Here is a 14,547-nt window from a genome sequence, read left to right on the forward strand (position 1 = left end):
GAGGGCTAGGGTGAGGGGCTTGAAGAGCCGATGATACGCCTGTCATTCCGAGCCGAAGGCGAGAAATCTTGAGTTTCAATGCCCGCTGGCTTTGAGGGGGAGGGGGTGAACTGACAATCTCACGGTTCTAGAGCCAATCTCCAGAAGCAAGTCTATCTCGCTCGCCCCCTATCCCATCCTTTCCGTCCTCGCGGACGGCAACGCAGCGGCCAGAGAGATAGGCGGTGAAGGAAGCGCTTCAGGCCGCTGTGACGCCCTCCCCAGGTGCCCTTCCCCTGTAGGGGGAGAGGTGAAGGTTGGGCGCTGCGTGGAGGGTAAACTAAAAGAACGCCTCTACTTGCTTCGGAAATAGAGAAACCTCTCAATGAATTTTTAAGGAGTTTTTCAACCGATGGTCTCTGGTCTTCCACTAAGTTTGATGTTGGGCGGAATCGTTTTACTTATGGCGCAGATGCCGACAGGCTCTGCAACGCGCCCTGCAGACCCTTTGCAGAAAGAGGAGCGCACCTGTTTCCAGACGGGAGCGCATTGGGACCCAGGGCTTCAGTTGGGTTCCGACCTGGCTCTCTGTTACGGGGTAGGCCCCGACATCGGCGCCCGCATTGCAGAGTGGAAGGCACAGGGCTATCGCGTGGGGGTTATGACGGGAGTGTCTTGGGGAAACTACCAGGACTACCTTTATGGCCGTTTTGATGGCGTTAACCATGTAGATGAGGCGCAGACCGATCGCTACGGAAACGTGATCTCTCATGGGGGCGATGTGTACTACATGTGCCCCGGCAAAAACTACGGTAAGTTTCTCTGTTTGGGGGTGCAGCGCGCATTGGATGCCGGCGCCGAGTCGATCTTTTTGGAGGAGCCGGAGTTTTGGGTTCGTGCCGGCTACAGTGCAGGGTTTAAGAGGGAGTGGCAAGACTACTACAAAACCCCCTGGGTGCCTCCACACAGCAGCCCTGACGCTCAGTTTCGTGCTTCTTTGTTGAAGTACTATCTTTATCGTCGCGCCTTGAAACAGATATTTGATTATGTGCATGCCTACAATAAGCGCACCGGCAAGCAGATTAGGTGCTATGTGCCTACGCACAGCCTCATCAACTACGCGCACTGGCGCATCGTAAGCCCCGAATCCAGCCTTCGATTGGTGGGGGCGGACGGCTACATTGCCCAGGTGTGGACGGGGACGGCACGCACGCCCAACAACTACGATGGAGTGCTGCGCGAGAGAACTTTTGAGACGGCGTTTTTTGAGTATGGCGCCATGATGAACGTGGTGCGGGCCGGCGGGGGGCGCGTTTGGTTTTTGAACGACCCGGTGGAGGACGACCCGAACCACTCGTGGGATGACTATCAGAAAAACTGGGAGGCCACCGTGACGGCCTCGCTGATGTGGCCGCAGGTTTGGCGCTATGAGGTAATGCCCTGGCCTGAGCGCGTTTGGCACGGGAAATATCCTCTGCTTTCGGCCCAGCAGAGGCCGGCAGGGCAGCCGGAGGAGCGCGTGCCGATACCGCAGCCCTATGCCACCGAGTTGCTAATGGTAATCAATGCGATGAACGACATGAAACAGTCCGATGTGCATTGGGATTGCGGCACGCAGGGCATTGGGGTAATGGTATCGGATACCATGATGTTTGAACGCGGCGAGCCGGTCTCCTCCGATGACCATCTTGGCTCTTTCTTCGGTTTGGCCTTGCCACTGTTGAAGCGCGGCATGCCGGCCGCTCCGGTGCAGTTAGAGACCTGTGGGCGCAAGGGGGCGCTCAGCCCTTATCGGGTGCTGTTTATGACCTATGAGGGCATGAAACCCCTCGCGCCCGATGTGCACGAGGCGCTGGCCAAGTGGGTTCGGTCGGGGGGAGTGCTGGTCTTCGTGGACAACGATGACGACCCTTACAACGCCATTCACTTTTGGTGGAACGAGGGAGGGCTGCATTATGCCACTCCGCGCGAGGCGCTTTTCGACCGGCTTGGGGCCTCCTACAGGGGAGTGCCCGATTCGGTGCTTGCAGACCCGCAGCTCACTCCTGTTCGCCGGGTAGGGAAGGGGGCGTTGATCTGGTGGCGCCAAAGCCCGGCGGCGCTTACCCATTCGGCGGACGGCAGTGCGCGTTTACAGATGGTGCTAGAGCGTGCCTGCAAGGCCGCCCATCTTGTCTATCGTGCCACGAACTATGTCGTGTTGCGGCGAGGGCCGTATGTGGTGGCTGCGGGCCTAGACGAGTCGCTGCCGGAACCGCCCCATGTGCTGGAGGGGCATTTCCTCGACCTTTTCGACCCCCATCTGGCGTTGGTGAACAGGGTGGTGTTGACGCCGGGCAGTCGGCATCTGCTGTTGGATGTGGAGCGCGAGGGGCAAGGCAGTGTAGAACAGGCACAAGACCTAGGTGGCAGGCACAAGGCCTGCCACAACGCAAGGCCGGCGGCCTCTCCCTCACCGAGGGTACTTGCCGGGGCCTGCAAAATATTGGGTATCGGTGAGGGAGAGGGATTGTTCCACTTTTATGCGGAGGGGCCGGAGGGCACTACTGCAGTCGTTTGCGTGCGCTTCCCGCACCGCCCCAAGCAGATAGTCGTGGACGGTCAGTCGCTGCCTGCGAGCGATTGGGCATGGGAGCCGACACTGCACCTGCTCCATCTTCGTTTCCCCAACGCCGCCGAGGGGCATGTGGTGAAGGTGAAGCTGTAGCCCTGCCTTTTCGTCCTATTCGGTGCGCAGGAAAGCGGCCGTTCGCCTGCCTAGCCCTCCTTGCCGATCCCAAAACCGGCCTTTCAGCTCTCCTCCCATCGGTGAACGGTGGCCCCAATCTGGCTGAGGGTCTCGCGCACCTTATTATCCAGATCCATGCGGCTGAACCCGTTCTGTGAAGTCGCTTGAATCTCTATGGTAAGCTTAATATCGGCCTGATTCTGGCGCAGAGGCCTAATAACCCCCGATAGAATAAGGGATAGCTGATCCCACGGAACGTCGGCTTGAATGTAGAGCCGTGTCGTATTCGTGCTGACTGTTGTAGTTGTAGAGGATTGTGGAGGTGCGGCGACGCGCATGTCGGCGGTAGACCCCATAGGCAGTTCGGGATAGGTGAAAGTCTCCTGCTCGGTTGGGGGCGTCTGTTCCGCTTTCTGCTGCTGGGCGATCTCGGGTTTTAGCACGTAGGCATGCATGGGGATTTCGGAGAGAATATCCTCTTTAAAGAAAACCCGATCGTCCTGTCGCAGCCCAAATATGCCGCTTTTCACACCCTCCCTTACCGCTTCAACGAGAACGCTCTCGTTTTCCAAGCAGGGCAGCCCGGGCGTCCTCAGGAAGATGCTATAGATGTCTTCAAGGCTCTTCTCCTGATCCGTATCGCTGAAGGCTTTATCTAAGATCAGTCCGGGGCTGATATGCGACAGAACACGCGACTCCTGTTTCACGAACTGAAGTACCCGTTCGATGAGGCGATTTTGGCCTATGGTCGGGATGCCCATATCTTTCCAAGTAAGGCCGGAGGGGCCATGCCACCCGACGCACCGATAGGCGGTGAGGATAATGTGAGGCAGATCGTCTTGAGCTTGTTGCAACCTTCGTTTTAAATCCGCTTTATTGCTATCTGTTAGTAAGAGTTGGGCGTTGTCTTGAATGTCTTGGAGGGCTAACACCAGCCGCAGTTGACGTTCGAGGGGTGGGTAAGAAGCGGCTTCGACTACAAGCAGAAAAAGGGTGTTCCGATAGATACGGGGGGCTGTTCCGGCCCGATCGATCAACGTTTGGCTGAAGGAAGCGGTTGCAGCGCTTGACTCACTGCAACCCTCTTCACGATATTCAGGAGAGAGAATGGCCAGCTTAAGCGCGCGGTTATCGGGCACGTCGGACGGTTGACCCGGCCAGAGATAAGAGCTTAGAGAGGTATTGCGCGTTGCCAACTCCTGTAGCTTTGCTTTCAGAAGGTTTCGTATCTCGTCATCGCGAATGGCGCTCTGCCGTTCGAGAATAACGCGATTGAGATTGGGTTGGTTCTTGAAACTGTAGTGGCGTCTCTCAACGTGAAGGTACCAAAGCCTATCTTCTAGCTTATCGAGGGCATCGCCCAAAATATTGAGAGGAAACCCCGGATAGAACAAGGCCACGCGCAACTCCGGTTGGGTCATTCCTTTGCGCTCGCTGCCGCTAAAGGAGTAGAGAAAGATGGTGGTGGCCAATGCTTTGGCGATGCCGTAGCGGGCATACTCACTGCCCATCTCCTTATCGATCTCTGGAGCTTTATGAAGCACGTCGGCGGAGATGACGCTGTCGTACTCAGTACCGATGTATCTAATAAATTCTCCCCTGATTGCTGGGCTTGTTAGATTCACCATGGAGGAGTGGATAAGCGGGGCAGGCGTTTTAAGCTCGTAGAGATCGCCCACGATCTGGGCAAGGAGGCGCAGCACGCCGCGGGTACGTTGAAAGGTAGGGAAAGAGCCCCAGCGCTCATAGAGCAGGTCGAGCAGTTCTGGGTGGAAAGGGTAAGCGGCTTGGATTTTATCTCGGTACTCGGTGCCGGTTACTTCTGCAGGCACCTCACTGCCAAGCTCACGATAGAGCTGAAAGTAGGCATCGGCAACGGCACGATGGGTGTTGGTATCGCCCAGGCTCTCAAACAGTCGTTTGCGAATAATCTCATAAAGCTCTGTTCCCTTTACCGGCTCATAGATGCTTTCCATGCGCCCATAGACATGCTGGATTTCGGTAAGCATCTGCGCGGCGTTAGCGTCAAATTGCTCAAAAAGGCCTGTGGGGAGGGTAAGCACCACCACGCTGTGCGAGGAACGGGCAACAGCTTGGGAAAGCTCTTGAAGAAAAGCAAGTATCTGGCCTTGAGGCATTACCTGTGCGGCTTTTACGACGTACTCCAGCAGTTCATCAATGAGGATGAGGTTAGGGCCGGCCGTTTGCAGCATCCGCTCCAAAACATCGGTGCCAGGAGAGACTCGTTTGCTATCGTGTTCTTGCACAAGGGAGTAGAGGCCGAACTGTTCCGCGATGGCCCCCCAGGGGGTTTTGCCGTGAATGGGGTCGGCTTTCGTCCCGACGAAGATGGCCACCTTAGCCCCTTGAAAGTTTGGGTAAGCGGCCATGAGGGCTTGAATCTGGTCAAGATGTCGAACCTCGTTGTAGGAGTGCACAAGATGGTAGAGGGCGAGCAGGGCATGTGTCTTGCCACCGCCAAAGGGGGTTTGTAGCTGGATAACGGGATCGCCCGAACCGTGGCAAAGACGCTTTAAGATGTTGTTCAAGAGGCTTTTAAGCCCTTCGGTGAGGTAGGTTTTGGTAAAAAAGAGGCGTGGATCACGGTAATCGCTTGGTGCCGTTGGATTCTGCACATCGCCTAAGTCCGCCGCAAACACGGCCTCGGAAAAGCTTTTGTTTCGAATATCTTGGTGTGGGGTGGCGACCTGCCACCACGGGTCTAATCTCATGATGACCTCCTGGCAAGGGGATGGTGGATGAAGAAGCGTGCTGATTATCCAATATTTTTGAATATCATAGCGCGATTCCTGCTTTTCCACGTTTCGTTTTTAGGGAAGCCTACGGGGATTCCGGTGAACCTCAAGAGTTTGCTCCTCTTGGAAATACTCTGGAAGCCCTTATAACCGGAAACCGAAAGGACGTTTTTGTAGTATTTGTAAATTATAAATCAAAAATCGAGCGTATCGGATCATCGAACATGTCTGCACAAAAGATAAAAACGAAGCAACCACTCGATCCTCAGATAGAGAAGCTCTTGAACGTGCTTTTGAACAAGTATCCCGGAGCCTATCTAGACGACTTGCGTGGGCGCCTTAACTCGAATGATCGGGCGACATTCCTCGGAGCCTTTAATGAATTGATTGCCTATGCACTGTTGAAGCGGCTTGGGTGCTCGATAACCCTAAACGCGCCGGCAGATGGTGAAGAATCGAGTCCGGATTTTAGCTTGCAGACTCGCCAGGGGCCGGTCTGTGTAGAGGTCACGGTGTTGCACGAGATAGACGGAGCTAGAAGCGGTGAACGCCGACGTATCGAGCAAGTTCAACCGGTGATTGATAGGGTCTATGCGGAAAGTCCACTTGGGCCACTTTCAATTTGCATTTGTAAGGTGGGAATGCAAACACTATCTCTTTCGAGCCTTGAACAGGAACTGCTTCAAGCGATACTAGAGATGATTGTTCAGAAATTACCTTGGAAGCTATTCGAGAAGGGCGATTGGCGTTTCTGTATTCGCAGCTTGCAAGCCAGCCCACCGGGGTGCCCTGTTAGCTCAGAGTGTCGTTGGGCCGGTTATGCACCTACAGAGTATATGCAGCGTTTAAGGAAAAGGCTTGTGAAAGAACTAGCGACGAAAAGAAAGCAGTGCCGCGGGGCAAGTGGAAACTATCCCTCTATCCTCGTCATAAACATTCTCAAGCCCTGCATTACGGAGCCAAAATGTCTCGAGCTTTTTTATGGCTTGCCGGACGATGGGGTATGTCGGGCGAAAAATTTTGATAGCTATTCCGAGTATGAACTTGAATTGCAGGCGATATCGAAGGACTTATGGGGGCATAGTGATGACTGTTTGGCGATACTCATCCTGCCTAACTTAGGGCCTAACAGCCTTCCTTTTCGTGTGCCATTCGTTTTTTACAATCCGTTTGTGGACTCCAGCCACCCCACTGTCAAAGAGTTGAGGGCGTCCCCGTTTGGAGGCCTCAGAAGCTATTTGCCTGTGAGCCGCGGTGGTCGCCAGATGCTGAGAATGGAGCCTGCGCAGAAGACCCTTTACAACATCTTTCTCGAGCTTGACTCCTACGCGCGGAATCTCTGGGCAAGGGATTTTCATTTTGTAGGAGACCAGCTATTTTAAGCTCATCCGAAGTCAGGAGGTTGAGGAGAGGGTGAATGGTCTCGAAGTCGCGCTCTTTTTTAGCAGCATGGATTTTTCCGTTTTTTGGCAACGGGGTGAAGATCGCCTGGGAGAAGACAGACTTCCCCCAGGCCAGATGCCTAAGAACCGAAGGTTTTTAGCCGGTTGCCGTGTGTGTTTAGTCGTCGGTGGAAGAGAACAGGTTGTCGTTGCCGCGCTCGTGCACGGTCTCGGCGCCATAGTTGGCGCGTCCATAGGCAAAGCCCTGCAGGAGCTGTTTCTCCTTGTCGCCTGCCGGCAGCGATTCGGCGATGGCCTGCACTACACGCCAAAAGGCCGGATTGGTGTTGGTGCCGGTGGAATCCAGAATCTGTTGAATGCGTTTGCGGTCGTTCTTTTCCCATAGAATGAGGCAGGCATGCAGCACATCTATCATGTGGTTTAGCGGCCTCTCCGGCAGGTTTGCCGCGCGTTGGGTAGGCCCAAGAAGGCGAATGTTCTCCTTTTCCTTCTGGATAAACCCCCCATCCCAATAGTTGCTCAGCTCGATGCCCACGGCGGTTGCCAGCTTGCGCGCCTCATCGAAGGGCAGGAGGCGATTTTGGTAGGTCCACCGCCAGAGGAGGTAGAAACGGGTCTCCGGGTCAATGGTGCCGGAGTGGCCGTTCTTCAAGATTTTTTGGATGGCGTACTCGCTCACGGTTTTGCGAATCTCCTCCAGCAGTTTCAGCACGGAAACCTCCTCGCCAGCGTAGGTTTTCACGTTTTCATATCGGCCGAACACTTCAAGGGCGGGGCCGATGGCGGCGATGAAGAAGTCGCTGCCTCCGATGCCCTCTTTCCAAAACTGGTCTAGCTTTTGATAGATGCGGGTTTTCATCGTGTCGCGAATGTCTTCGTAGTAGGCCGTTTCGTGTTTGGCGCGCTTGCGGCAGACCATGTAGATCGAGGAGGCAAGGGCGGCCGATTCCTGAGAGCGAAGTCGTGTCTCCATTTCCGTATTCAGCGGCCAGGCCGCGGTGAGGTAGAGGCCTGAACGCAGCAAGGCGTTGATAACCGTTTCCCAGCCCTCGGTGCTCTTGTGGGCGTAGACGATGACCGCGATGCCCTCCGGCTTCAACACGCGATACATCTCACAGAATGCTTGGGTCAGTGTCTCCTCGAAGAGGCGTTTTCCCTCTTCAAACCCTCCTTCGCCGTGAGAGTAGGCCACGGCCTCCTGTTTTTTAGGAGTCAACGGTGTGGTGAAGAGTTCGGGAAAGAGGTCACCGACGGAGCGTTTAAGCCACACATAGAAGAAGTCGGAGAGATGAGAATAGGGCACATTATCGTAGTAGGGCGGGTCGGTGATCACGGCATCAAAGAAGTTGTCTGGATAGGGCAAGGTGGTCGCCGAGGTTTGGGTGGCATGTGGTGCGGGCAAGTCGGTTGAAATAAAACGGCTTAATTCATCCAGTGGTCTAACGATTTGCCTAAACATACTTTCGTAGGTACCTGTGAGGATCGAAGCAATTGGGTTTAACTCCGCATAGTTCCATGTCATCGGCAAGGCCTGGAGTGAAAAGAGATTCGGCACAAATTCCCACTGAGGCTGCCATCTTACAAAGGCATTATTAAAATCGGTTATCCGGCTGATTATAAGTGCCAGATAGGTAGTTACAGCCTTTGCGTAATCCTCTACGTAGCCGGACCGACACATTTGGGTATGGGCAAGACGCACCTTTTCGGTGAAGGTGATGAGCGCGAGGAGCTGGCGGGGATTGAAGAGATCGCCCCACGTATTCATGCCATATCGTTGTACTCGAAAGCCTAATGTGCCGATTTCAGGAAGAGGTTCATCTGGCACGGGGTCTAAGCCCCATTGCGCATAGAGGGCTTCGCGTTTGGCCTTGAGGGCGGTTGCGGCTGCGGTGAAGACCTGCATGTCGTCCTCTGAGGCCAAACGATAGAGTTTGCCCGACTGCCCGGGCCGATGGGCGACTACGGCCACCATCCTCTGCCCGGCTTGGCCAGCTTGAAACTGGGCGCGAACCTCTTTATCCGTTAGCCCGCCCCCACAGCAAGGGCAGATCACCTTAGCCCGCGCCACCGTGCCTATTTCGGGGTCGAAGTCAATGGCGGCGTCTTCTGCCAGCTCGAAATCCACACGACCTTGGTGGAGTACGAGACGTAAGGCCAACTTTTTGTTGGGTTTGTTGATCAACCACGTCTGTCGCATGAGGGGAATCTCGGCTCGGCAGGATGGGTTTTGGCACCGTACCGTTCGCGCCCAGATGAACCCAACCGGTCGTTCGCCGTTGCTGCCGACGGGATAGAAGCACTCCAACTCTTTTTTGGCCTCCTGCAGCACCCACTGCCCCCAGCGCTTTACGTCGTCTAACAGAGGGTTTTGTGGGCCGGAGCCGTGCGGCGCTGTTGTGGCTTGGGCTGAAGGGCTGGAGTCTGTTTGAGGGCACCCGTACTTTTGCGGAAACTCCAGAACGGCCTTCTCGATGAGCACGGCCACCGGGTTAAGGTCGGAGGCGTAGGTTTGGCAGCCGAGGCGCAGGGCTTCGAGCGGAATAGAGCCGCCGCCGGCAAAGGGATCGAGCACTTTAGGGGGCGATTTTGGCTCTCCATCTTTAGCGGAGCAGGCCTCCAGAATATCTTGCCGAGCGCGTTGCAGCAGATGGATGTTGGCGGAGTTTTCCCATTTGGCCAAAAGGCGAAGAAACTGGGCTTTCTGTTCCCGTTCCACATCGTCGGCGGGTTCGGGAGTAAGGGCAGCGTAGATCGTGGTTCGCGAAGTCGCCAAGGGCCGTCTTGCCCACCAGATATGCATGGTAGAGATGTGCCCCTGTCGAATGTTCTTTTCTTTCACCGATTCTTGGCTAATCTCGCGCACAGGGAAACTCGTTTCGATAAAGGCTTTCTTGTTCATTGTCGAGTAATAGTACCTCCGGTATATGTATGTGTGATATTAATAAACTATATGTTAGACATTTGACAATCTGGATAATCCGCGGGTTCAGGAGGTATTGTGTGGAACAGTGCGCCTGTGGGGTTGGGGCGCGAATAATTCTGAATCCATGACCTATCCCTAACACACTCAACCTGCGAAAACGCATCAGCTATCTCTTGAAATCCTTGTTTTCTAGCTTCAGCGATACAATAGCAGATAAGCTGCAGAAGGAAATATGCAATATCCTTCGCAGTATTCAAAAGAGCTTGGTTGAGTTGCGAGACCTGTAGCGTTATGTTAGGAACCTGCCCTTGTTGATTGGCGTTGGGAATGAGTTTGTCTAAATTCGTATCAAACTCATCTATTAGCCAATTGATGTAGGTGACTTGTCCTAGGAGTCTTGCGAGGAGTTCTGGAGGCAATAAAACCTGTTCACAGAACTCTTGAACATAGCCGAAGAGTTCGAAAGGTGCCGTCATCGGTTTATACCGGAGCAAAAATATGTCCCACTCTTGTTTTAGGGCGTGTAGATTAAGGGTGAGATTCCCCATGACAATGTGATTGAGAAAGAATTGTCGGTACTGTCCGAGTGTCTTGCACAAGCGTACAAGTGTTTTTTGAAAAACGAGCTGTTTCCTCAGCTGCTCGGCTTCCTGACGGGTAACTCGCGCTTCCTTTACGCTCTCCTGAGTGTAGTAGGCCATGGCGGCGGTTACCGCCGCCATGATGATGGTGGCAACCGCGGAGGCTTGGAGTGCCCATTTGGATGATAAGACACAAATAGCGATAAACGCAATAAGCAAAACAGCCATTAGCAGTCTGATCAACGCTTTTAAGATGAACTGTGCTGTTCGTACGAACGAAGGAGGCACTTTCATTCTCATTCAAACTCTCCTAAATTTTTTCTGCATATTTGCGCCAATCGGTTACAATATACCTAACGATCTCGATCTCCTCTTCCGGTTGGAGTTTCGCGGCAGGGTTTTGAAGGGTGTAGAGGATGGGGCGGATGGCGGCATTCTCCACCACATAGAGCCAGTACTCATCCCCAAAACGTTGGGCCATTACCCACTCGTTAGGGGTAAGGGCAACGGCTCCGGTCTGGGCACGGGCCTTCACCTCTATGTAACGAACGGCGCCGGTGGCGGCATCGGTTGAGCGGACGTCGTAGCCCAAACACTGCGCCGAAACGTCTTCAGGGCATCGCCCTTGCTGGCGCTCGAAGGCCATAGCCACCTGCATGCCAACCTGTTCGATGTCCGCATCGCTGCGCATCTCCTGGCCGATCTGGGGCATGGGCAGCACACGCACAACCGCAAGCACCTTCGGGGTGGAGGGATAGAGGTTCGTCTCGATGCGTATCTCCTCCTCCAACCGCCTCTTTTTTTGCACCAAATCCTCTCTATGCCGCCGTTCGTTTTGAATGGTTGCCTCCGGAATGTGCTGCCCGTACAACCGGCGCGTTTCGTAATCGGTAAGCTTGGCGTCAGACTCTAAGATCATCGCATCGAGGGAAGAGAGGCCATATCGTCGCTTTATTTCCGCTTGGTGTTTGCGATGCGCCAGCAGCTCCTGTTTGTACCGATCCAGCTCGTCGAGGGCCTTATCCAAAGCGGAGTTTTGGAGGTCGGGGAGGGCGAGGCCGGAGAGCGCATCCTGCTCGGCGACTACTGCCGGTTTGATGTCCCACAGGATGGAGGAGGGAACGACCTGTACGTCCCCTGCCGTTGGTTGATAGAGGCAGATCAGCCTTTGACCTGCCACTTTACGGTTGCCATCGAGCACCTCGCCCGAGAGAATCCATAGAATGCCGTCCATTTTTGCTTCTGGGTCATAAAATACGGCCCCAGCGTTGGCATCGGGTTCGTGGTTTTTGAGCACCGTTTCCACCACCGTTTCCATGAGCGGATGCCCCATGGTTATAAACTCGGCCTGTTCGCGGAAGGCTTTGTCTTTATCAAAGGTAATCCGCCTGTAGTCATTGCCGACCTTGCCATACCTATTTTGAAAGCTCACCGGAACGTTGCGCAGCTCCCACGGAACCGAGGGTACGTTCCAGCAGCCATCGCGGCGTTTTTCGATGTGTAGCCCCAGCCGGCGGCTCGCTTTTAGAAAGAACTGCTCAAGATATTCCGGCACTAGGCGGTTTTCGCGTGCCAGGCGTTGCTCACCGAGTATGCGGGTGAAGTCAATATGTCTGGTTGCCAGGGCTTCGAGGGTCGCCTCACGGGCTTTACGGATGCTTTCGGCGTTGGGGATTCGATCCATTTCCGCGACGATCTCATCCAATGTGCGTTGATTGCTAATGGCCTCTAAAATCAGCTCTTTAAGGCTTGCCCCGAGAAGGACATCGCCGATCACGTCGAACACGCGGTCGCCGAGCTGAGCCCGCATTTGGTCGAGCTTATCGAACAGCACGGAGAGAATGCGTCCTTCCAGAGTATCTGCGGCGACGAGGTTGTAGATGCGCACGGTGTTCCGTTGGCCGTAACGATGGATACGCCCCATACGCTGCTCAAGGCGATTTGGGTTCCAGGGGATGTCGTAGTTGACCATGAGCCAACAGAACTGAAGATTGATTCCCTCGCCGGCGGCCTCGGTGGCCACCATAATCTGGGCGCTATTACGAAACTCGTGTTCGGCTTGGATGCGGGCCTCCATGTTCATCCCGCCGTGAATGGTGGTGACCTGGAAGCCCCAACTGCTTAGTTTATCGGCAAGATACTCCATGGTTTCGCGCGCTTCGGTAAAGATCAGCAGTTTGGTGTTGCTTCTACTAATGGCCTCGGTCTCCTCGATTACCTTGCGAAGTTCGCTGAGTTTGGTCTCGGCTTCGCTTTGTTCCAAGCATTTGGCGAGGGAGGCGAGCCTCTCTACCTGATCGATCTCTGCCTTTAGCTCCTCTAACGTTTCGGCCGCGGTAAGCTTTTCCAGCAACTCCTCTTCCTGTTTCCATTGCTCCACCTCCTCGGCGTTCTCCAGGCTCTCCTCGTCTAGGCTGACGTTCTCCATGGCCTGCCGGAACTCGGCGCCTAGGTTGTAAAGCTCGGTGAGGCGTTTTTGGCGTCGTTCAAGAGAACAACGGATGGCGCGGATGCTGGAGGCCATACGGCGTTGCAAAATGGCAAGAGCGAACGCCACGTTGCGTTTTTGACTGCTCAAGGCCTTGTTGTAATGATATTTTACGTAGGTAGTTACCTCATTGTAGAGCCTTTTTTCTCCCTCGCTCAGGCGGTACTTAACCGTTTGCACGTGGCGTGGGGGAAAGAGCGGAGTGCCGTCGAAATTCTTCAAATCTTCTTTGAGGCGTCGTAGGAACAGGGGGTTATCCTGGTTTTGAATGGACTGTTCTAACATCTCCTGTTTGGCAAACAACCCCGGTTGAAGCAGATCGAGAAACAGGCGAAAATTTTCCGGGTCTCCACGATGCGGGGTGGCAGTGAGAAAAAGGAGGTTTTGAGAGTTTCTAGAAAGGATTTCGCCCACCCGATAGCGCTCTGTTTTGTCAATCTTATCACCGTAGCGGTAGGCGGACATTTTGTGTGCCTCATCTACAATTACCAAATCCCAAGAGGCCTCTTCCAGAGCCGGTAGCACATCCTCTTGCTTGATAAAGTCTATCGAAGTGATGAGCTGGTTCTTCTCTACCCACACGTTCTGCCCCCAATGGGCTTCCATGACTGCCCTATCTATAGGGAGAAACGTCTCTTGAAAACGCTCTTTCATCTCGCGCGTCCACTGATCTTTTAGGTGACCTGGCACCACGATGAGGGTTCTTTCCACCAGTCCACGATATTTCAGCTCTTTAAGGAGAAGCCCGGCCATGATGGTTTTGCCGGCGCCTGGGTCATCGGCGAGGAGAAAGCGAATGCGGGGGTTTTTGAGCATGTAGTAATAGACGGCCTCGATCTGATGAGGAAGCGGGTCTATCTGCGATACGCTAATGCCGTAGAGGGGATCAAACTGATAGGCGTTGCGGATGCGAATGGCTTCTACATAGAGGAACAACCCTTCCGCGTCGCCTGTGAAAGAGAGTCGTTGTGACTGGGAAACGGTAAGCGCTGCAAGCTCGGATTGGTTTAAGATGACATTATAGTACGTCTGGGAACTCACTCCAACCCCTTCGATCTGCACGCGGTTTCCGATCGCCTTCGCAGAAAGAATGCGTATTGACTCGGAGAATGCAGGCCCGCAGATAACGGTGTTTTCAGTTAGTTGCGATAGGTCCATCGTTTCCACCCTCAGGCAAGCGAAGTAAAATCTAATTCGACACCATCAGAAATACTCCTCTTTTTTGAAAAGAGGAAATTCGTTGACGCCAGAGACAAAGCTTTAATTTCGCCGGAGACTTGTCAGGGCTTTAAACTGGCCGAGAGACCTGCGGGTGTACCGTCTGTTAGGACGCAGAGAGAGATGGACATGGCTGCCGCTTTACAAACTCGCTTTCAAACCGTAATTCTCATTTTCTCGACCTCTCTGGCTGTGGCAGCAGAGCAATCCCTCACCCACCGTAAAACGGTGGGTGAGGGAACCATTTCAGGCGAGTTCGATGGTAGAGGCGTGGGCGATATGGGCCGAGGAGTTGCCGACCATGAGCGTGGCGGTGCCGGGCTGAAGCATGAATTTGGACCGATCGGCATCCCAATACCAAAGTGCGGGCGATTCGTAGGGTAGGCTCAGCTCCACGCGCTTGGTCTCACCCGGGCGCAACTCCACCCGCTTGAAGTCCACAAGCTGCTTGTTGGGCCGCTTAACGGGCGA

7 protein-coding genes are annotated in these 14,547 nt (G+C 54.3%); 2 read left to right on the plus strand and 5 right to left on the minus strand.

Going from position 1 to position 14,547, the window contains the following annotated elements; genetic code table 11:
• The first annotated feature begins 391 nt into the window (after window positions 1–391).
• On the plus strand, window positions 392–2,686 hold the full coding sequence (locus VKV29_RS01285) for a hypothetical protein (protein WP_324199483.1): 2,295 nt from the start codon (window positions 392–394) through the stop codon (window positions 2,684–2,686).
• A gap of 83 nt (window positions 2,687–2,769) precedes the next feature.
• Here VKV29_RS01285 and VKV29_RS01290 read toward each other — a convergent pair whose 3' ends face one another.
• Window positions 2,770–5,439, minus strand: coding sequence for an ATP-binding protein (locus VKV29_RS01290; protein WP_324199484.1), 2,670 nt, complete (start codon window positions 5,437–5,439; stop codon window positions 2,770–2,772).
• 248 nt (window positions 5,440–5,687) lie between these two features.
• Here VKV29_RS01290 and VKV29_RS01295 point away from each other — a divergent pair, with 248 nt between their 5' ends.
• Window positions 5,688–6,845 carry a hypothetical protein gene (locus tag VKV29_RS01295; protein WP_324199485.1) on the plus strand — a complete coding sequence of 386 codons (1,158 nt, stop codon included), beginning with the start codon at window positions 5,688–5,690 and terminating at the stop codon, window positions 6,843–6,845.
• Between the two features lie 178 nt (window positions 6,846–7,023).
• On the opposite strand, the gene VKV29_RS01300 is transcribed toward VKV29_RS01295, so the two are convergent.
• The 4 genes from VKV29_RS01300 to VKV29_RS01315 form a co-directional block, all read right to left on the minus strand.
• Window positions 7,024–9,765, minus strand: coding sequence for a DUF1156 domain-containing protein (locus VKV29_RS01300; RefSeq protein ID WP_324199486.1), 2,742 nt, complete (start codon window positions 9,763–9,765; stop codon window positions 7,024–7,026).
• Between the two features lie 47 nt (window positions 9,766–9,812).
• Window positions 9,813–10,670, minus strand: a complete 858-nt coding sequence (locus VKV29_RS01305) for a hypothetical protein (protein ID WP_324199487.1) — start codon at window positions 10,668–10,670, stop codon at window positions 9,813–9,815.
• 10 nt (window positions 10,671–10,680) lie between these two features.
• A complete protein-coding gene (locus tag VKV29_RS01310; RefSeq protein ID WP_324199488.1) occupies window positions 10,681–14,016 on the minus strand; it encodes a helicase-related protein in 3,336 nt (1,111 codons plus the stop codon).
• Between the two features lie 306 nt (window positions 14,017–14,322).
• Window positions 14,323–14,547: fibronectin type III-like domain-contianing protein (locus VKV29_RS01315; RefSeq protein ID WP_324199489.1), on the minus strand; the 225-nt coding region annotated here is incomplete at its 5' end.

It is taken from the genome of Chthonomonas sp. (genome assembly GCF_035294165.1).
Classification (GTDB): Bacteria; Armatimonadota; Chthonomonadetes; order Chthonomonadales; family Chthonomonadaceae; genus Chthonomonas.

Excerpts from the sequence above, each read along its gene's own strand:
- VKV29_RS01285 (WP_324199483.1), top strand. The coding sequence starts at position 392 with ATGGTCTCTGGTCTTCCACTAAGTTTGATGTTGGGCGGAATCGTTTTA.
- VKV29_RS01290 (WP_324199484.1), bottom strand. The coding sequence starts at position 5,439 with ATGAGATTAGACCCGTGGTGGCAGGTCGCCACCCCACACCAAGATATT.
- VKV29_RS01295 (WP_324199485.1), top strand. The coding sequence starts at position 5,688 with ATGTCTGCACAAAAGATAAAAACGAAGCAACCACTCGATCCTCAGATA.
- VKV29_RS01300 (WP_324199486.1), bottom strand. The coding sequence starts at position 9,765 with ATGAACAAGAAAGCCTTTATCGAAACGAGTTTCCCTGTGCGCGAGATT.
- VKV29_RS01305 (WP_324199487.1), bottom strand. The coding sequence starts at position 10,670 with ATGAGAATGAAAGTGCCTCCTTCGTTCGTACGAACAGCACAGTTCATC.
- VKV29_RS01310 (WP_324199488.1), bottom strand. The coding sequence starts at position 14,016 with ATGGACCTATCGCAACTAACTGAAAACACCGTTATCTGCGGGCCTGCA.